This is a genomic window from Actinoplanes sp. HUAS TT8, assembly GCF_051380535.1.
Taxonomy (GTDB): Bacteria; Actinomycetota; Actinomycetes; order Mycobacteriales; family Micromonosporaceae; genus Actinoplanes.
Genome location: NZ_CP195646.1, coordinates 340,218 through 357,134, shown reverse-complemented (window position 1 = coordinate 357,134; position 16,917 = coordinate 340,218). Strand labels below are relative to the sequence as shown.

The following is a 16,917-nucleotide window of genomic DNA, read 5'->3' as shown; positions in this document are numbered from 1 at the left end:
GATCATCAACGGAGGAGGCGACCAGGTAAAGGAGTCCGCCGAGACGGCCTCTCGACTCACCAAATTGGCCGTGAGCTGCGGAAACACCTTCCGGAATTCACTTCGATCCGCTTGCGCGGATGCCCAGTAAAGGGCTCCACACACTCTCAGAATCGATCAAGGCAAATAAAAAGAACGCCTCCGCAGGCTTCTGACCTGCGAAGACGTTCTGTAAAGTCGGGCTGACAGGATTTGAACCTGCGACCCCTTGACCCCCAGGCCGTTGGAGTAGACGTTTCCGCACGTCAAACACGATGCGCCGCGTTCAGCCGAGGATTAAGTGTGCAGGCCCGCGCATGACGTGCATACCGTGTGGTCCCCAAACGGTCCCCACGGTCTCCCGCCGCTCCAGTCACGGGTAAGCGTGCACGAGCGCGTCGAGCGAGGCGTCGAGCGCATCTAGGCTGGAAACAATCTGAAACACCAGATCCGCCTCTGCCTTCGGCTCTTCCATCTTCTTCGCCCTACTAGTCCTGACGTGAGCAGCACGATTCCTGTCTTTAGATAGAATGCGCAGGTTCGCGGTTAACTGCACATCTATATCAGTTTCGCGAACACCTAGGGGCACCACAAGGCTAAGAAAGTCACTGTCACTCATGCCATGAGTGCCTGTAACCCGAGTCAAATACTTTTTGAGCGCGTTATCGCAATGCTCAGCGACATGCTGCAGAATCTCATCGGCACGGATCGGCAGGTAGAGCGTCTTTCGTTCATATATATACCAAGACAGCAGAGCGCGGCCGGCCGCCGTTGATTGACTACGTTTCAAACGCTCCATGGCGGCCTCTGCCACCGCCCAGAGCCGATTCTCTATGTAGCCCTCCAGAGCCGCGCTGGCAAGGAGTCGAAATGCCAAGGCCTTCGAGTGATCCTCAGGCGTATAGAGGAAGTAATCTTCCCTTTCTACGATGTACCACGATCGAAGCTGATTCAAGTACGATCGCAGGGCGGCAGCGTCGGCCGTAGTCACGCCCGACCTGCCACCCTGGAGAGAGCAACGGAGGCACGCGTACCAATTTCCAGGCTTCCGAATATTGGCTCAAGCTTCTCAGCGAATGTAACGATCCGACCCGCAGTAGCAGCGATGCTCTTAGTAGTCGTTTGCAGACTCTCCTGAAACTGAGAGTTGGACGCACAAAGAACCTCGTATATTGCTCGTATTTGATCCTTGTGCGCCTGGAACACCTCGTCGGTTACAGCCGGGTCAGACAAGATCGCCGTCATGAGATCGAAGACGGCAATGTTGAACCGCCTTATGTAACGATCATCATCGAACCGCAGGAAGGAATCGCGTTCACCAAAGACCTCGAATGTCCTGGTAACAGCAAGTTCGCAACGCTGCGCCAGACCGTCATAGTACCGTTGCCCTCGTTCCGCCCATTCCCGGCCGCCGGCGACGCATGCCTCATCCAAGAACGCTCGCAGATTTCCGCCATACACCTCTATAGACCTCTGAAAGGCGACGAATCGGAGTAGCATCTCCGCGTCTCTCATTCGGAAATCCTCGCCCTTGATCCGGCGCGCTTGATGAATCGGCGTGCTTTCCGCAGAACGCTTATTAATCCATCGCGTGAAATCATTAGGATACAAAGCCTGGCGCAACTCTTGCGGGGAGAGCGACAAGCTTCCCTGATTGAGGCGCACGAATACTTGGTAAAGAACTGCCGGGGTGCTCCAGTTGCGAACTACGATCGTCCGAATCGGTTGCGCCATGAAATTCTCGATGTACTCGGCACCATCTAGCGAACCGCCAAGGTCGGCAAAGGTTCGGTTCCGGAAGGTTTGAAGAAATTCAAGACCCTTTAGCCGGAAGCTTGGAAATTGATTATCGGGCGACGCGAACTGCTTCATCGTAACAAGTCGCTGCTTACCGTCGAGCACAATAAAGCGGCCCTTGCGTTCCTTGTCCTCGGCTAGGACAACCTGCGGAACTGGCAGACCAAGCATCAGCGACTCGATGTAGAGACTCTTGCGCTCTGCGCTCCACGCGTCCCGTCGCTGGAAACTTGGGTTGACGTCAAATGTCGTGCCGATCCGCTCCATAAGCGACTGAACACTCCAGTCGAGCGTATACAGCACCAGGTCGGAGAGCGCGTCGGGGCTCAGGACCTCATCATCAACAAGGTCATAGTCCTCGACGTCGTCTTGAAGGCCGATGCCCTCTGTTTGCTCGATGTCACGATGCTCAGCGTTCACGCCTACAGCTTATCGACCGCTCCGTATCATCGGAGCGGTTCACCCCCCTGGCTCGCCTCTCGGAAACACGCGTTGCAGGACGTAGTCCTCTCCCCCGGCCACCTGCTAGAACCGGCGTAGCCGCCTCCTGAACCGGCGCATCCCCATCGGCCTGAACAGCGACAACCGCCACCGCCTCTGGCTGTATGCGACAGGCAGTGCTACGGCCACAGCGATGCCAAGTGCCGCGACAACCCAGAGGGCACTGCTTCCTAGGGGCCGAGTTCCAGCTCGCGAGGCGAGATCCGATGGCCGACCCATGGGGCGACAACCATCGATAGCCAGCAACGACGGCCACGACCAACCCCACGGCACCGATCAAGGTGAGCGCCGCGGGGGCCATACCCCCCGCACGATCCGGGCGCCAGCAAACCAGCGGTAGTGGCGAGCACCAAACTCACGCCCCGCTTGATCGGTTGCCGCATTCCAGAAACGGCCCATGCTTCGCAGACCCCCAAGAGCAACATGGCATGGCCCGGTTACTGACCATGCCCCAACGAGACCCTTCGATTGGACCAGCTCGTGCCACTGCACTTCTATGGACCGTGCCGTCTTCCCAACCAGGCGCGAACCTGTCTCCCTGAGCCGCGTCACCGGCTCGGCCCGATGGAGTTGATCAGATGAGCGTCACCGCTAGGCTTCCTCGCATGGGCGACGTCACGAGCACCATCGAGCGGCTGCTGCGCGATCGGATCGCGTCCGGGCACTACCGGCCGGGATCCCGGTTGCCGTCAGAGCGCGTGCTCTCGGCCGACCTCGGTGTTGGCCGTACTACGATTCGGCTTGTACTCGGCAAGCTCACGGCCGCTGGCCTCATTGAACCACAGCACGGGCGCGGCTACTTCGTGCCCGGCGTGCAGGAAGTCACAGATCGGCTCACCGAATTGCGACTCGACCACGGAAAGCCAGATGCGCTTCGGTGGCAGACCTTCGGAGAGCGCAACATCTACGAAAACGAACCGTGGATTCGCCTTAACCTCGTTGACGTACAACCTCCGGGCGGTGGTGAACGGTTTGAACATCATGTTGTGAGGCTCTTTCCGGCCGCGATCGGAATCGTCGCCAACGAGGCCGACAGTATCCTCATGATGTGGCGCCACCGGTTCGTTGCCGACCAATGGGGATGGGAATTTCCCGGCGGTATAGTAGATGACGGCGAGGATGGAATGGCGGCCGTGGCGCGCGAAGTAGAGGAAGAAACCGGTTGGCGACCAAACAAGATGCAACCGCTTATCGGCTATCAGCCCATGAGCGGGATGGTCGACTCTCCGCATTCGGTCTACTTCGCGCGAGGCGCAACCTTTATCGGCGAACCCGAGGCGACCGAGGAATCGGCTATAGTCGAATGGATCCCGCGTTCTCGAATCCCTGACCTTATCGAGAATAACCTTGTTGTCGGCTCAGGATCGATCGTTGGATTGCTTCACCTCCTAGCATTCGGCTTCCCAAACGTCTAGGTGCTTGTTGAGATCTTGACCGTAAGCCGGTCGAGCCGGCGTCGATTCCGCAGAGATCCCGTTCGACTTGCCAATGATCGGGCGAGGCGTGCCTGTTCGCGTGCCTCGCCCAGCTTCCCGCACGCCAGGTATCCCTGTGCCAGGTCAATTCTTAGGGAACCTTCCGCCCTGGTGAAACTGCCGTCCATCGCGTCCAAGGCGGTACACAATTCGCCGATGGCACCCGGCTCACCAAGGAGTGTCCGCACGTTTCCGCGCCAGCGAGTCAGGTGCGTACCGTTCAGAAAGATGCCCGGCACTTCCGAATCACGCATCTCCTGCCCGTCCGGCAGCCACTCAGCAGATCGCTCAAGAGCGTCGTGACTATCGTCCGGTCGTCCAGCAGTAGCTGCTATTTCGGCTTCCGCTGCACAGAGCCAGGACAGGACACGATTCGGCACCTTTCCGTGCGCACATGCAACCGCCTCGTGGATCAAATCGAATGCCAGGTCGATATTTCCTGTGTCGACGAGAACATACGCCTGTTCACCCATCGCATGTGCCATTAGAGCCGGATTCTCCGCCTCCACTGCCGCCCGGCGTGCCAATTCGTAATGACGCCATGCTCTGTCGACTCCCCCGACGTCCAAAGCTTGCCAACCTGCGAGCGTCGCCGCTCCTGATAAAACTCTGGCGACGGGACGGCGCGCAGATGGAAGAACTGAGTACGCGAGCGCATTCTCCAGGGTTGATAGGTGGGCAGAGAGTTGATCGGCGAGCGAGGGTGCACCCATTTGTCGGTCCCATGAGCGAAATAGCTCAGTCTGACCGGCGAGTGTATCGATCATTCTAAGGTCGACCGACTTCGACTCCTCGATCCTGAGTGCGAGTTCGGCATACGCAGCGTCGAGAACGTCATGCGCTGCAACCTGCTCGAATAGTTCCCCGTCCGTTAACCCGAATACGGAGCGCAGTACACGTCGGTCGCCTTCCCCGATAGACCGGCGGCCGTTCTCCCACTCGGATACGTAGGTCTTAAGGCTGGCGCGGTTCACTGCCGACAAACCCATGATCGACCGGCGATTCTCGATCTCAACTATCAAGCGAGATTGCGTCCAGCCTCGCGCTTTTCGTGCGGCTCGGAGTTGGTTTCCCATCTCGACGCCTCTCGATCGACTCGTCCGGTTTCCCCATGATGCCCCATCGGCGCCACTGATCAACAGGGGTTAACAACCGCAGGTTAACCCCTGTGATCTGCCGAATTTGCGCGAACAGATGTTGGCTTAGTTCAGCACCCCGGCACGAGCGGCCTTGACACCCGTACCAAACCAGCACTTGACAACTGGTGCGTACCAGTTGAACACTACTGGTGCGCACCAGTTGAGCCCCCGCTCACTGGCACAACTCCACAGAGGCAGTGTTGACCGAACTGCGCAGAACGAACCGGTCAGGCGTCCTACCTCCCGCTGGGAAGCGGGGAACAGCCAAGAAGGCGCCAGTAGTAAGCGACAGGTCTAGGCCCCGCTCAGCGGCCAGAAAAGCACTGGCTGTCCCGTATCCGCCGGCATCGGCGGTGGACATGCGATGAGGCGACCGGCGTACATCCCGCGAGGCACTGCGGACGGTGGAACGACGGCGTGAGCGCGTGGTGGCGGACAAGTAGACCTAGCTCGACTTGAACGGCCTGCCCGAAGGCCGAGTTTGACGCGTTCCGGGTGGGCCGGCCGCCGTAGCGGCGAGCCGGTCCACCGGGCGTTCTTTGCACCGCATTCCCTAGCTTTCCGATCGAGCCAGGAGGCGTGATTGCCATGGCCGCACTTTCTTCGATCGTCAGCATCACTGCACGTCAGAGCGCCGTCTGGCGCAAGTGCGAGACCTGCACGACCCTGGCGCCGCTCGCGCCGGACGAGACCAAGTGCGCGACCTGCCGGGCCGAGTCCGCGCGACGCTCCGGGCGTCGCCGGCTGCCGCGGGCCGCCTGACCGGAAGGACTTCCCGACTCATGTCGATCGACTTCGAGACCGAGATCGACGGCCCGTCGCTGAGTGAGCTGGCTGCGATCGAGGCCGAGTGGCCGCGGATCGAGGCTGACCTCGCGGAGCTGGACGCCGAGATCGAGGCTCTGTACGCCGCGGACCGGCGCCCGGACGACCTGGATTGGCGGCGCAAGCGCCGTAGCGAGGCCCAGCTCACCCGTACTGCGTCGAGCATCGCTGGCCGGCCGCGTCGCGGTCATGACTGCGCTACGTGGTCGATTGAGGTGGCCCTTACGCAGGACTGCCCGTACGGCTGCAAGATCGTGCGCTGCGGTAAATGTGGTGGCGAGAGGGTTCAGCACTACGCGATCTACGGGTGCCGTGCTGGCGTCGCCCTGGCCGGGCATCGCGTGGCGGCCTGATGTCGCGGATCCGCGCCGCGTTCTGGGATCCCGAGGGCACCCGGCACGGCCTCCCCACGTTCTGGTGGAAAGGCGCCCCGGACGGTTACGCCACCCGGCGCCAACTGCGCAAACAGGGTCTCTGCCCGGGTGGCCATGAGCCTGCCGCGCAGATCTTGTGGGCCGGTGTGGGCGGCACGCGTACGGCGTACCTGTACCGGCTCGACCTGGCCCGCCCGAAGCGCACCGCGACGCCGGCTGTCCGTACGGCCCTGGCGGCGGCAATGCGCGCCCGCCGGACCTGCAAGTCCTGCCGCCGCGAGCGGCCCTATTGCATTCCGCGCTCGCTCGGCGAGTGCCTGACCTGCCACGACGGAGGCACCACGTGACCACTGCTCTCAAGCCCGTCCTCGTGGTCGAGGACGAGGGCTACCGGTACGTCAGCACCGGCTCGGTCGACCTGATCGAGCGGTGCCTGACCACCTTCACTGCCGGCATGCGCACCGCCGACGACCTCACCCTGACCCACGAGGCCGAACGCCTCGAATCCCTGCCGACGTCCCCGGCGGTCACCCGGATGCGGGAGATCGTCGCGACCGAGCAGGACACCCGTCGCCACCGGCCGCTCGTGACGGCTGACCTCGGCAGGGCTGCCGCGTGAGCGCCCCGGCCGACGTGCTGTCCTGGCCCGGCCTGACCGGGTTCGTCCACGACTTCGGCGGGCTGCTCCTGCTCGCCGGTGGCCTGCTCGGGGTGCTGCTGCTGGTCGGGCTCGCGGTGTGGGCGAAACGCTCCGGTAAGCCGCTGCGGCCGATCGCGCTGTCTGCGTGCATGAACCTGGCGTTGCTGCTCAACGCCGAGGGCATGTGGGTGATCGCCACCGAGGATCTGCACCTGCCGCCGCTGTTTGCGGTGCTGGTGTTCGCGGTCTTCGAGATCTGTTTCCTGACTGCCACGTCGCTGGCTGCCGAGCAGTACCGCAACACCACCGTGTACGGCCCGGACGGCAAGATCGAGACACCGGGTCACCCGGGGCCGATGTTGTGGATCGCCGCGCTGATCGCCGGGATCTCGGGTGTGATCGTGGCCAGCAACGCGAACACGCTCACGGAGAAGATGCTGCGTCTCGCGGTGCCGTGCGTGATCTTCCTGATGTGGTGGGCCGCGCTGACCGCGGCCGGCCAGCGAACCCGCCGCGGCCGGTTCGCCTACAGCCCGCGACGCCTCGCCGAGCGCTGGGGCTGGCTGATCCCGGACGACGACCCGGATCTGACGGAGATGGCCGCGAAGCGCCAGATCCGCCGCATGGTGGTCAACCACCACCGGGCCGCCACGACGTCGGGCCTGCTGGCCGGATGGTGGCGCTCACGGCTGCTCAAGAACGCCCGGACCGCCGGTGAGCCGGTGGTCGCCGAGGTCGTCGAGCAGTTGGACCGCACCCGTCGCGTCATGGCTCTGCTGCTGCCTTCCGACGACCAGCCGGCCGCGCTGCCCATCGATGCCGAGATCGCTGCGGCGATCACCGCCGAGCCGGTCACCGTGGGCATTTCGCCTCAGGTCGCCGCTTCACGCAAGCACCGGCGAGCGGTTCACGGGCGCCGGGTGCGGACCCTACGGGTGAACCACCCGCGGCCGGTCATCGTCGCAGCTCCGCCTGCGGATCCTGACCCGCGCACGAGTCAGGAGATCGAGGACGCGATCTGGTCCATCGCCAACAACCCCGGCGATTCCCGGTCGCACCGGCAGATCGCGCACATTTTGCGTACCTCGCCCGGCCGGGTCGGCCGCGTCCTGCGTAGCCGCCGGAGCGTGGACACCGCGATCAACGGGCATCAGCCGGAGCTGACCGGCGTCCCTTCCTGACCCGCCCGGCGGCATGGTCCGCCGGTGCGTCAAGGTCCCCGCCCCGGGTCGGCTGCTGCCGGTCCCGGCGAGCTGCTACCTCGCCGGCGAGATGCCACCGGCTCGGGGCGGATTCCACTGTGTACAACCCGGCGACACGGCCCCTACCGCCAAGCAGATGCCGTGTCGCCGGTCCCCTCATCGATCCCGTGAGACCTCGAAGGAGGCGTCCAGTATGACGGCTCAGACTACCGGCAGCACCGATCAGCCGAGCGTGGAGATCACGTTCGCCGGGTGCGGCCATACCGCCAAACTGCCGCAGACCACCTGCGTGCCGCGCTGCCCGCGTGGCTGCGACGGCACCCCGGATCACCGCCGGTTCGTTCCCAAGCCGCGGACCCGCTGATGCCTCGCGCTCGCCGCACGGCCCGGCGCTGCCGGTGGATACGGCCCGCACCGCGGGCGTGGCGTCCGCTCGCCGTCGCGGTGCTGCTCACCCTCGTGCTGGCGCGGACCGCGGACACCGCGGCTGGGCCGGGGCTGTGTCTGCTCATCCTGGCCGCGCTCGGCGCGACCGCCTACGTCACCCGCCCGCGCCGGTCCGGCCGGCGCCGTCCCGTGTTCCGCTCGACCAGAAAGGCCCGCCGTGGCTAACGAGACCGTGATCACGGTCGTCGGCAACCTCGCCGCCGACCCCGAGCTGCGCTTCACCCCGTCCGGTGCCGCCGTCGCGAACTTCCGGATCGCTTCCACCCCGCGGCTGCTCGACCGGCAGTCCGGCGAGTGGCGCGACGGCGACCCGCTGTTCCTGGCCTGCTCGATCTGGCGTGACGCGGCCGAGCACGTCGCCGAGTCCCTGTCGCGCGGTACCCGCGTGATCGTGCAGGGCCGCCTCAAGCAGCGCTCGTACGAGACCAAGGAAGGTGAGAAGCGCACCGTCGTCGAGCTGGAGGTCGACGAGATCGGCCCGTCGCTGCGCTACGCCACCGCCACGATCCAGAAAGCCACCCGTACCGGCGGCACCACCGGCGCCAAGCCCGGCAACCCGAGCGCCGACGCCGACCCGTGGGCGACCGCCGGCGCCAGCGCCGCGACCAGCTCGACGCCGACCGGCGACGAGCCGCCGTTCTAGTCGGTGGACAAGCTCATCTGCCAGGGATGTGGCTACCCGCTGCGTCCCTGGCTCGACGGCTTCGTCATCGACCTGGAGCACGACCGGTTCGACCAGCTCAGGCCCGAGCTGGATGGCGTACCGCGCCTGGACGGGCGGATCTACTGCCCGCCGGACCCGTACGCGATCCACCACGCCGGCCACATGCCGGCTCGCCGTATGCCCTCCCAACCGGAGGAACCACCCATGAACAAGCGTCCCCTCGCCGCCGATCACTGGCGCGTGATCAGTTACCTGTACCAGCCGTTTGAGACCAAACGCCTCACCGGCGCGACGGTGTCAAGCGTGATGCGTAAGCAGGTCGTCGACCTAGACACGATCATCACGGTCATCGACCTGGGCTATGCCGAGGCGCGGCTCGCCGGCCAGCCGCTCAACGCCGATGCCGTCAAGCGGCTGGCCCTTGCACCTAGGCAGGCTGCCTCCAAAGTCCGCTTGCGGATCACCCCGGCCGGTAGCACCCGGGCGGGAACCGATCCCCTTCACCTGACCCTGTGCACGCTCCTGATCTGCGATCGGTCGCTGAACTTCCTGCTCCAACACGCACCGGTCACCTTCGACCAGCTCTGCGACATGGCCGATCGGGGACTGATCGAGACCCGCCTGACGGACGGCGGCGCGGACATCGCCATCGACGACGTCCGCGAGTGCCCGGAGATCGCCTACGCCCGCCAGACCAGCCGCGGCCGAACCTTCGTCGCCTACTTCTGATCCCCGGTTGTGCCCCGCGCCAGCCAGGCGCGGAATCCGTACCCTCCCGATCGGAGAAACCGCACGTGAGTCAGCGACACCTCACCGCCGAGCAATGGCGCGTGATCAGCTACCTCTACCACCCCGACCAGCTCAGCCGCCGCACGAGCCCGACCCTGGCCACGGTCATCGCCAGCCAGACCGTTGACCGTGACGACGTCGTGGAGGTCGTCGAGCGCGGCCTCGTGCAGGCCCGCGTCGCCGGCGAGGAGTGCACCCGCGGCCCGCTGCAGCGGCTGCCCGAAACCCGGATCCGGCTGCGACTGACCCAGGCCGGGATCTACCACGCCAGCCACAACCCGCAGCACCTGATCCTGTGCGCCCTGCGCGCCGGGCTCGGCAAGCTGGTCTCGCTCGGCAGGTTGGCCAACCGCCTGCCGAATCGGCCGGTCAGCTACGGCGAGCTGTACGACCAGGCCGAGCGCGGCCTGTTCACCGTCCATCTGACCGACGGCGACATCGAGATCCCGATTGATGATGTCGCCGAGTGCCTGGATCTGGTCTACGCGCAGATCACCGAACGCGGCAAGACGTTCGTCGCCTACCTCTGATCTCGCCGAGTCCGTCTCGGGAGGTTCAATAGCCGTGAAATCTGCTGCGCACTGGCGCATCCTCAACCACCTTTACCTGCATAAACATCGTCGCCTGCCGCTGACGGTGGCCGCACCGAACCAGGACGTCGGAGAAGACGTACTCATCGACCTCGACGACCGTGGCCTGATCTCCGCCACGACGGACGGGACCGAAGTAGGGCTCCGTCACGCTCTGCGGCTCGACGGCGGCCTCGGCATAGCAACATCCCTGAAGATCCGGCTGCGGTTGACCGGCATCGGAATCAAGACGGTGATCAACGACCCGGGCAACCACATCCGCACCACGCTCGGCGCGTACCCGTATCCGATCATGGTGTGCCGGCTGTACGGCACCGAAAGCAACAACATCGTTGGCGCCGACGACGTCGTTCGGCTCCAACAACTCGGGCACATCACGATCACTCGTATCGGTGAGCCTGACGACGAGATCTGGCCGAGCGCGCTCGACGTCATCACGCAAGGCATGTACGACGTCGCGCTGACGATCAAGGGCCGCGACCACTTGCCCCGTTGACCCGGTAGCCCGGCCGTGACCGCGGCCGGGCCACTCACCTGAGGCGCGAGGCCTCACCCTCCTGATCCTCCCGTGTCTGGAGATCGCTGCATGTCCGTACAGATCGAGGCGACGACCGAACTCGGCGCCGCCACCGCCCACGTCCGTACCGAGTTGTCCCGGGCCGACGCTAAGGCCGGGACGCTGCTTGCCCTGGCCGGCACGGTGCTGACCGTGCTCCTGGCGCTGCTGGCCCGCGTCGCCCTGCCCGGCCTGGCGGTTGCCGCCGGCTGGCTGACCGCCGCGGTGGTCGCCGCGGCCGTGGCTCATCTCGCCCTGGCCATCCGCCCGAACCTGACCGGCGATTCCGGCATCGTCCGTTATGCCCGGCTCGACTGGGCCACGGTCCGGAGCGAGTTCACCCGGCGCGACGCCGTCTGGATCGCTCGGGCCACTCCCGAGTCGCGCGAGGTTGAGGCGCTGATCGCGTTGTCGCGCTCGGCGGTCTCCAAGTACCGGCGGATCCGTATCGCCGTGGATCTGCTGCTCGCCGGCCTGGCCGGCCTCACCCTGACCGCGGCTCTGGCCGCCCTGCTCTGATCGAAAGGACGGCACGATGCCGCAGTTGTTTCCCGACCTGAAGATCAAGGACGACGCCGACCTGCTCGACCTGCTCGAAGGCATCCGCAACGTCGGGATCGCCGGGCACGACGAGCTGGACGAACTGGCGGGCATGATCCGGATGAAACTGGAGCGCTACGGGCGCCGTAACGGCTTGTCCCGGTTCCGCGCGAAGTTCTGGGGCCGGCAGGTCGCCCGGCCGCTCGTGCGAGCCGCCGACGAGATGCTGGTGATCGCGAAGTACGCCCGGACCTGCCACCTCCGGTTCGAGGCGTTCATGATCGCCCTGGACGACGAGCAGCCCGGCGACTCGGACTTCAACGTCCGCGGTCGCCGCAACGGCCGGCAGGCCGCCTGATGGCCCGGCAGAGCCGCTACAGCGGCGGCATGAACCTGGCCCGCGGCGCCAGCCGCGAGGTGCACGGCAACCCGCTGCCGTACGTGATCCCGCCGGTCTCGGCGGTGGTCAACCTGATCCTGGCCGGCATCCTGTCGCGGATGTGGGGCGCCTACGCCAACCCCACCGTCTGGGAGGCCGCCTGGCGGGCCGGGCTGATCGTGATCTGCTCCACGCTGATCGTGTGGTGTACGTGGGGCGTGGGTCGCGCCCGCAAGTTCGAACTGCGGGTCGCGTCGATGCTGATGTCGATCTGCTCGTGCGGCGGGCTGTTCGTGCTCACGTTCCGTCCGTGGTCGTTCGACGCCGTGATGGTCTACCTGATCATCATGATCACCACGTCGCTGTTGCTCGCGGTCACCAAGCTGCTGCGCGGCGACGGCACCGACGCCCGGGCCGGCGTGTTCGGCGAACTCGGCGACCGGGTCCGCGAGTTGCAGGACATCGGCAAGACCGGCACGCCGAAGATGATCGACGGCCGGATCGTCACCCACACCGAAATGGTGCACGGCGGCAACTTCGCCGACCTGCAGAAGAAGGAGGTCCGCACCGCGATCGCCTCGTCCCTGGACGTCCCGGTCGGTGGGGTGCGGATGGTCCCGGACCGCGGCACCCCACGGGTCGGCCGGATGGAGATCTCCCCGGTCGACATGCTGGAAAACCCGCCCGCGTGGCCGGGCCTGTCCGCGCCCGGCGGGTCGATCGCCGACCCGATCCGGCTCGCGGTCTACCAGACCGGCTCGATCGTGCCGCTGATCCTGCCCGGCGACCCGAAGGCCGAACGCAACGCGATCGGTGTGCTGGTCCTGCTCGGCGCCTCCGGCTCGGGCAAGACCGCGTTGCAGCTCGAACTCGCCTGCGAGGCCCGTTCGCGGGTCGACGCCGAGGTCGTCTACATCGACGGCCGCAAGGGCCTGCAGTTGCCGAAGGCGTTCCGCGACGCCATGCACGTCATGATCCACAACCAGACCGACGGCGAGCGCTACCTCGACGGCATGATCGCCGAGGTCGCCCGCCGGGCCGCGCAGATCGGCGGCCACGGCCACGACCAGTGGACCGCCGGCTGCACCAAGTGCCCGAAGTTCCAGGTCGTGATCGTGGACGAGGCGTCCAAGTTCATCGAGAGCGAGGACACCATGGTGGAGCTGGCCGAGTCGGTCCGCTCCGTCGGGATCTTCGTGCTGCTCGGCCAGCAGCGCGCCACCGGCGACCGGCTACCCACCTCGGTGCGCTCCACCATCGGCGGCGTAATCGTCATGGGTGTCCGTGATATCGCCGAGGCTGCCCGGCTGCTGTCCGAGGAGACCATCGAGGCCGGCGCCGACCCGTCGTGGAAGAACCGCAAGCCCGGCGCCCTCTACGCCGAGGTGCCCGGCACCGACCCCGAAGACTGGTCCCTGCCCGGCCGCACCTTCAAGATCGACCGGGACGAACTCGTGGCCGAACTGATCGCCTACCTCGCCTCGATCGGCGAGGCCCCCGACGACACGGGCGCCACCGCCGGCGCCCCGGTACCGCCGCGCCCGCCGGCACCGGTCGGCACCGGCGAGGTGGTGGACGAAGGCCGCGACGACGACCCGGACGCCGACCGGGACACCGAGTGCGCGCCGCCGGCGCGGGACCCGGAATGCCTGCCAGAGGAAGGCGGGGATCCGTACGAGCCGATCCGGGTCCCGAACCGCAAGCGGATCCCGCTCGACCTGGAACCGGCCGACGGGCGGCAGTACAGCCCGTCGGAGATCCGGGCGATGGTCCGGCAAATGATCCTGTCCGGCTATCAGCAGGGACAGCGAGTCTGCCGCCCGTCGCAGTTCAGCGCGCTGGTAGACGTGGTCGGCGAGGACGGTCTCAAGCCGCCCACCCTGACCAAGATCCTGAAGGAGTTCTGCCAGGGCCCGGAGCCGTTGCTTTCGCGGACCGGCGACCGCGGCGTGTACGACATCATCGTGCCCGCCCCGGACGCCGCACCCGCCCTGTCCGGGGCCCCGGCGTGACCGCGTTGGGCGGGCTCGCCGAACGGGTCCGGCAGGTCGCCCCGTGGTGGCCGTTCAACACCGTCGAGACCCGCTGCCCGTACTGCCACACGTGGCGCAAGCCGCGCCACTTCCGGCCCGGCGCCCGCGGCTGCCGCCGCTGCATCGGCTGCTAACCCACCACCCTCACGCGCCCGCATCCGTCACGTTGTGTCACGGATTCGGGCGCGTGCTTCACGCACTTCACGGACTTCACGCGCTTCACGCGGACGCCCGTCAGGTGCGTCTATGCGTGCGCGTGCGCGCGCCCGAGCCTCCGTGAAGTCCGTGAAGTGAAATCCGTGAAATCCCCCGGACTTCCACAGAAAGTGACCTCACGCCATGTCATGGTTCCGCCTCGCCCGCCGCGGCGCGGCCTACGAATTCGGCCGCCGCCTCTGGCGCTGGTTCGCCGCCTTCGAGATCATCCGATGGACGGCGACCCGCATCCTGCCGACCCTGCTCATCCTCACCACCGTCGCCGTCGCGGCCTGGTTCGCCGTCCGCACCGCCGCCTGGTGGCTGCCCCGGCTCACCCTGCTCGCCACCCTCGCCGTCGTCCTGACCGGCGCCGTCTGGCTGGCCCGCCGCTACCGGTGGGAACTGCGCGCCAGCCTGCCCCGCACCGCCGTCGCCGCCGGCGTGCTGGCTCTGGCCGGGGTGCTCGGCACGCTCGTCTACTGGCTGCGCTGAGCAGGAAGGACAGATCTGTGGACAACACACAAGGACTACCGATCTACGACTTCAAGGCCCTGCTCACCATCGCCGGCCTGGCCACACAGCAGATGCTCCGTCAGGACCGGCGCCAGCTCGCGAAAGACCAGCAAGCCACCGGCCAGTACTGGTCCGGGCACGCCTGGATCCTGCTCTACCGGGCCGCGGACGCTGTCGACATGCCGCCGCTGTCGCCGGGCCGGCAACGGCTGTACGACAAGGCGCGCACCTGCGCAGACTGCGGCGCTACCCGCAAGGACACCCATCCCAGGGGCCGCGACGGCGAGCGCTACTGCGGTACCTGCCAAGGCCCGGCCGCCGAACGGCTTTGGCAGCGCGAACGCGCCGCGGACCGGCCCGCGGTCGCAGCGTGGGCGCGCAGCGTGCTCGACGACCCGACCGTCATCTTCGGCGCCCGCGAGTACGAGCCGGACTGGACAAAGAACCTGATCGTCGACCGTAACGGGCAGGTCCTGCTCGACGCCAGCATCCGGCACTACATCACCGAACCCGACCCGCGGCATCCGTACGCCGAGGACCTGGCCCTGATGTCTCCGCTGGCCGTCATCGACCAGGTCACCGCGCTACGGGGCCGACGTTTGATCGCGTGGGAAGCCCACAGCGCCCCGGAGTTGGTGACGTCCTTCGACGACCGGGGCTGGCCGGCCGCTCACGCCGCACAGGTCGCCTCCGGTGATGCGTTCGGCCGCTGGCTCGACCGCTGGCTCGGCGACCTGGAACCCAACAGCTCCTACCTGCACCACCCGCGCCTCAAGCAGCAACGGGCGCCGCGCGACCCGGCCGAATGCGTCGCCCTGATGCGCCGGCTCCTCCCACAGATGGCGGAACTCGATGATCGACCTTGACGCGTTCCGCAGCGAGCTAGCCCGGATCCTGCCCAAATCGCAGCACAAGAAGGTCAAACACGGCGACGCCGCGACGATCGCTTTCCCGTACGGTGCGGAGGTCAGCCGATGACGGCAGCCGTCGCGCCGGCCGGCGGAATCGACGCGTCGCGTCTGGCGGCCGCGGTACGCGACGCCTCGTGTAGCGCCGCGGCGGGGCTCGACGCGTCGCATCTCGCCGGCGAGACGCGACGGGTCTGCGCATGGTGTGAAGGCCCGATCCCGTCACAAACGAGGCGGGATGCGGTGTGTTGCTCTGTGCGCTGCAGGCAGGCCCGGCACCGGTTCACCCGATCGGCCGGCCGGCCGGTAGCCGTCGCGGACGGCCGCCCGCTACGCCTCGCCTACGCGGACCCGCCGTACCCGGGTAATTCCCGGCTTTACCGCAGCCACCGCGACTACGGCGGCGAGGTCGATCACGCCGCCCTGATCAACCAGCTCAGCGGGTTCGACGGGTGGGCGCTGTCCACCTCGGCGGCTGCCCTGCCGGCCGTCCTGGCGCTCTGCCCGCCAGGGGTACGGGTTGCTGCCTGGCACAAGGGCGAGCGACCCACCGCGAGCAGGTGGCCGCTGAGTGCGTGGGAACCGGTGATCTACAGCGGCGGTCGCCAACAGCCGTCAACAGGTCCTGCGCGACGCGTCGATTCGCTCGTGCACGGCGTGGCCGCGATGACAACCCTGCCTGGCCGGATCATCGGCGCGAAACCGGCCGCGTTCTGCCGGTGGATGTTCGACCTGCTCGGCGCCGCACCCGGCGACACCCTCGACGACCTGTTCCCCGGATCCGGCGCGGTCGCCCGGGCCTGGGACGTCTACGCACGCGTCGACCCCATCTGCGCACGACGCGTCGCGTAGCGCTTGAGCTCGACGCGACGCGTTATTGGGCCGTCGCCGGCAGACACAGCCCGTGATGTAGTCAAAGAAACCAAAGCGAAGATCGGAAACGGTCTTTTCAAACACCCCCTCGTTTGCAGTACTTATTTCTACGCATGTAGAGGGGTAGGACACCTGACAAGCGGGATTTGTCTCCGGTAAAGTCCCACGCACATCGCCTGCAGTCCTAACCGACCGGACAGCTTGTGATCATTGCAGTGGTGAAGGCAAGGGCCCCGGCCGCGACATGCTTGCCGGCTACATCAACGAGCCGAGACCCCTGCTCCGCAGCCCTACCTGATCTTTAGGTAGGGCTGCACCCGTTCAGAGCGGCGATCAGAGCAGCGATGGCCGAGAGCACCGCGGCGAACGTCGTCACCGTGGCATTACTCAGTTGCCAGCGCTTCCTCTCCGGTCGGTCGTCCGGCATCGGGCGTTACCTCCTTCCCGGGGGCCACG

Annotated in this window: 23 protein-coding genes; 20 read left to right on the top strand and 3 right to left on the bottom strand. The window is 66.3% G+C overall.

Translation table 11 applies throughout. The features are described 5' to 3' along the window. Nucleotides 1-391 precede the first annotated feature (391 nt). Both ACSHV8_RS01575 and ACSHV8_RS01570 read right to left on the bottom strand, forming a co-directional pair. On the bottom strand, nucleotides 392-1,009 hold the full coding sequence (locus tag ACSHV8_RS01575) for a hypothetical protein (RefSeq protein ID WP_436528630.1): 618 nt from the start codon (nucleotides 1,007-1,009) through the stop codon (nucleotides 392-394). After that, on the bottom strand, nucleotides 1,006-2,235 hold the full coding sequence (locus ACSHV8_RS01570; protein ID WP_436528628.1) for a DUF262 domain-containing protein: 1,230 nt from the start codon (nucleotides 2,233-2,235) through the stop codon (nucleotides 1,006-1,008). The genes ACSHV8_RS01575 and ACSHV8_RS01570 overlap by 4 nt, the downstream gene beginning before the upstream one ends. A 686-nt stretch (nucleotides 2,236-2,921) precedes the next feature. On the opposite strand from ACSHV8_RS01570, the gene ACSHV8_RS01565 reads away from it, so the two are divergent. Further along, nucleotides 2,922-3,731, top strand: a complete 810-nt coding sequence (locus tag ACSHV8_RS01565) for a GntR family transcriptional regulator (RefSeq protein WP_436528626.1) — start codon at nucleotides 2,922-2,924, stop codon at nucleotides 3,729-3,731. On the opposite strand, the gene ACSHV8_RS01560 is transcribed toward ACSHV8_RS01565, so the two are convergent. Then, nucleotides 3,728-4,813, bottom strand: coding sequence for an XRE family transcriptional regulator (locus ACSHV8_RS01560; RefSeq protein WP_436528624.1), 1,086 nt, complete (start codon nucleotides 4,811-4,813; stop codon nucleotides 3,728-3,730). The genes ACSHV8_RS01565 and ACSHV8_RS01560 overlap by 4 nt on opposite strands. Before the next feature lie 705 nt (nucleotides 4,814-5,518). On the opposite strand from ACSHV8_RS01560, the gene ACSHV8_RS01555 reads away from it, so the two are divergent. From ACSHV8_RS01555 to ACSHV8_RS01465, 19 genes are all read left to right on the top strand, one after another. After that, nucleotides 5,519-5,692: a hypothetical protein gene (locus tag ACSHV8_RS01555; RefSeq protein ID WP_436528622.1), complete on the top strand. Its 174-nt coding sequence runs from the start codon at nucleotides 5,519-5,521 to the stop codon at nucleotides 5,690-5,692. A 20-nt stretch (nucleotides 5,693-5,712) separates the two neighbouring features. Further along, nucleotides 5,713-6,108 (top strand): DUF6284 family protein, encoded by a 396-nt coding sequence (locus tag ACSHV8_RS01550; protein WP_436528620.1) that lies wholly within the window; start codon nucleotides 5,713-5,715, stop codon nucleotides 6,106-6,108. Then, nucleotides 6,108-6,476 carry an RRQRL motif-containing zinc-binding protein gene (locus ACSHV8_RS01545; RefSeq protein WP_436528618.1) on the top strand — a complete coding sequence of 123 codons (369 nt, stop codon included), beginning with the start codon at nucleotides 6,108-6,110 and terminating at the stop codon, nucleotides 6,474-6,476. Before ACSHV8_RS01550 ends, ACSHV8_RS01545 begins: the two co-directional genes overlap by 1 nt. Beyond that, nucleotides 6,473-6,748 carry a hypothetical protein gene (locus ACSHV8_RS01540; protein ID WP_436528616.1) on the top strand — a complete coding sequence of 92 codons (276 nt, stop codon included), beginning with the start codon at nucleotides 6,473-6,475 and terminating at the stop codon, nucleotides 6,746-6,748. The genes ACSHV8_RS01545 and ACSHV8_RS01540 overlap by 4 nt, the downstream gene beginning before the upstream one ends. Next, on the top strand, nucleotides 6,745-7,950 hold the full coding sequence (locus ACSHV8_RS01535) for a hypothetical protein (RefSeq protein ID WP_436528614.1): 1,206 nt from the start codon (nucleotides 6,745-6,747) through the stop codon (nucleotides 7,948-7,950). Before ACSHV8_RS01540 ends, ACSHV8_RS01535 begins: the two co-directional genes overlap by 4 nt. Nucleotides 7,951-8,164: 214 nt before the next feature. Next, nucleotides 8,165-8,335 carry a hypothetical protein gene (locus tag ACSHV8_RS01530; protein ID WP_436528612.1) on the top strand — a complete coding sequence of 57 codons (171 nt, stop codon included), beginning with the start codon at nucleotides 8,165-8,167 and terminating at the stop codon, nucleotides 8,333-8,335. Then, a complete protein-coding gene (locus tag ACSHV8_RS01525) occupies nucleotides 8,335-8,583 on the top strand; it encodes a hypothetical protein (RefSeq protein WP_436528611.1) in 249 nt (82 codons plus the stop codon). The genes ACSHV8_RS01530 and ACSHV8_RS01525 overlap by 1 nt, the downstream gene beginning before the upstream one ends. Next, the gene (locus tag ACSHV8_RS01520; RefSeq protein WP_436528609.1) at nucleotides 8,576-9,061 is read left to right on the top strand and encodes a single-stranded DNA-binding protein; all 486 of its coding nucleotides are present in this window, start codon (nucleotides 8,576-8,578) and stop codon (nucleotides 9,059-9,061) included. Before ACSHV8_RS01525 ends, ACSHV8_RS01520 begins: the two co-directional genes overlap by 8 nt. A gap of 3 nt (nucleotides 9,062-9,064) precedes the next feature. After that, nucleotides 9,065-9,811 (top strand): hypothetical protein, encoded by a 747-nt coding sequence (locus ACSHV8_RS01515; protein WP_436528607.1) that lies wholly within the window; start codon nucleotides 9,065-9,067, stop codon nucleotides 9,809-9,811. 65 nt (nucleotides 9,812-9,876) lie between these two features. After that, entirely contained in the window at nucleotides 9,877-10,401 is a 525-nt protein-coding gene (locus tag ACSHV8_RS01510) for a hypothetical protein (RefSeq protein ID WP_436528606.1), read from the top strand. Nucleotides 10,402-10,435: 34 nt separating this feature from the next. Beyond that, nucleotides 10,436-10,957, top strand: a complete 522-nt coding sequence (locus ACSHV8_RS01505; protein WP_436528604.1) for a hypothetical protein — start codon at nucleotides 10,436-10,438, stop codon at nucleotides 10,955-10,957. A gap of 90 nt (nucleotides 10,958-11,047) precedes the next feature. After that, nucleotides 11,048-11,536, top strand: coding sequence for a Pycsar system effector family protein (locus tag ACSHV8_RS01500; RefSeq protein WP_436528602.1), 489 nt, complete (start codon nucleotides 11,048-11,050; stop codon nucleotides 11,534-11,536). 16 nt (nucleotides 11,537-11,552) lie between these two features. Further along, nucleotides 11,553-11,915, top strand: a complete 363-nt coding sequence (locus ACSHV8_RS01495) for a hypothetical protein (protein WP_436528600.1) — start codon at nucleotides 11,553-11,555, stop codon at nucleotides 11,913-11,915. Next, entirely contained in the window at nucleotides 11,915-13,948 is a 2,034-nt protein-coding gene (locus tag ACSHV8_RS01490; RefSeq protein ID WP_436528599.1) for an ATP-binding protein, read from the top strand. Before ACSHV8_RS01495 ends, ACSHV8_RS01490 begins: the two co-directional genes overlap by 1 nt. Further along, entirely contained in the window at nucleotides 13,945-14,103 is a 159-nt protein-coding gene (locus ACSHV8_RS01485) for a hypothetical protein (protein ID WP_436528597.1), read from the top strand. The genes ACSHV8_RS01490 and ACSHV8_RS01485 overlap by 4 nt, the downstream gene beginning before the upstream one ends. A 205-nt stretch (nucleotides 14,104-14,308) precedes the next feature. Continuing rightward, nucleotides 14,309-14,659: a hypothetical protein gene (locus ACSHV8_RS01480; protein ID WP_436528596.1), complete on the top strand. Its 351-nt coding sequence runs from the start codon at nucleotides 14,309-14,311 to the stop codon at nucleotides 14,657-14,659. A gap of 17 nt (nucleotides 14,660-14,676) precedes the next feature. Then, the gene (locus ACSHV8_RS01475) at nucleotides 14,677-15,546 is read left to right on the top strand and encodes a hypothetical protein (RefSeq protein WP_436528594.1); all 870 of its coding nucleotides are present in this window, start codon (nucleotides 14,677-14,679) and stop codon (nucleotides 15,544-15,546) included. Continuing rightward, nucleotides 15,533-15,658, top strand: coding sequence for a hypothetical protein (locus ACSHV8_RS01470; RefSeq protein ID WP_436528592.1), 126 nt, complete (start codon nucleotides 15,533-15,535; stop codon nucleotides 15,656-15,658). The genes ACSHV8_RS01475 and ACSHV8_RS01470 overlap by 14 nt, the downstream gene beginning before the upstream one ends. 185 nt (nucleotides 15,659-15,843) lie before the next feature. After that, on the top strand, nucleotides 15,844-16,440 hold the full coding sequence (locus tag ACSHV8_RS01465) for a hypothetical protein (protein ID WP_436528590.1): 597 nt from the start codon (nucleotides 15,844-15,846) through the stop codon (nucleotides 16,438-16,440). The last annotated feature ends 477 nt before the right edge of the window (nucleotides 16,441-16,917 follow it).

Bases quoted from the DNA above. Each gene is read 5' to 3' on its own strand.
- ACSHV8_RS01555 (WP_436528622.1), top strand. From the start codon at position 5,519: ATGGCCGCACTTTCTTCGATCGTCAGCATCACTGCACGTCAGAGCGCC.
- ACSHV8_RS01500 (WP_436528602.1), top strand. From the start codon at position 11,048: ATGTCCGTACAGATCGAGGCGACGACCGAACTCGGCGCCGCCACCGCC.
- ACSHV8_RS01530 (WP_436528612.1), top strand. From the start codon at position 8,165: ATGACGGCTCAGACTACCGGCAGCACCGATCAGCCGAGCGTGGAGATC.
- ACSHV8_RS01480 (WP_436528596.1), top strand. From the start codon at position 14,309: ATGTCATGGTTCCGCCTCGCCCGCCGCGGCGCGGCCTACGAATTCGGC.
- ACSHV8_RS01545 (WP_436528618.1), top strand. From the start codon at position 6,108: ATGTCGCGGATCCGCGCCGCGTTCTGGGATCCCGAGGGCACCCGGCAC.
- ACSHV8_RS01550 (WP_436528620.1), top strand. From the start codon at position 5,713: ATGTCGATCGACTTCGAGACCGAGATCGACGGCCCGTCGCTGAGTGAG.
- ACSHV8_RS01495 (WP_436528600.1), top strand. From the start codon at position 11,553: ATGCCGCAGTTGTTTCCCGACCTGAAGATCAAGGACGACGCCGACCTG.
- ACSHV8_RS01470 (WP_436528592.1), top strand. From the start codon at position 15,533: ATGATCGACCTTGACGCGTTCCGCAGCGAGCTAGCCCGGATCCTGCCC.
- ACSHV8_RS01565 (WP_436528626.1), top strand. From the start codon at position 2,922: ATGGGCGACGTCACGAGCACCATCGAGCGGCTGCTGCGCGATCGGATC.
- ACSHV8_RS01490 (WP_436528599.1), top strand. From the start codon at position 11,915: ATGGCCCGGCAGAGCCGCTACAGCGGCGGCATGAACCTGGCCCGCGGC.
- ACSHV8_RS01525 (WP_436528611.1), top strand. From the start codon at position 8,335: ATGCCTCGCGCTCGCCGCACGGCCCGGCGCTGCCGGTGGATACGGCCC.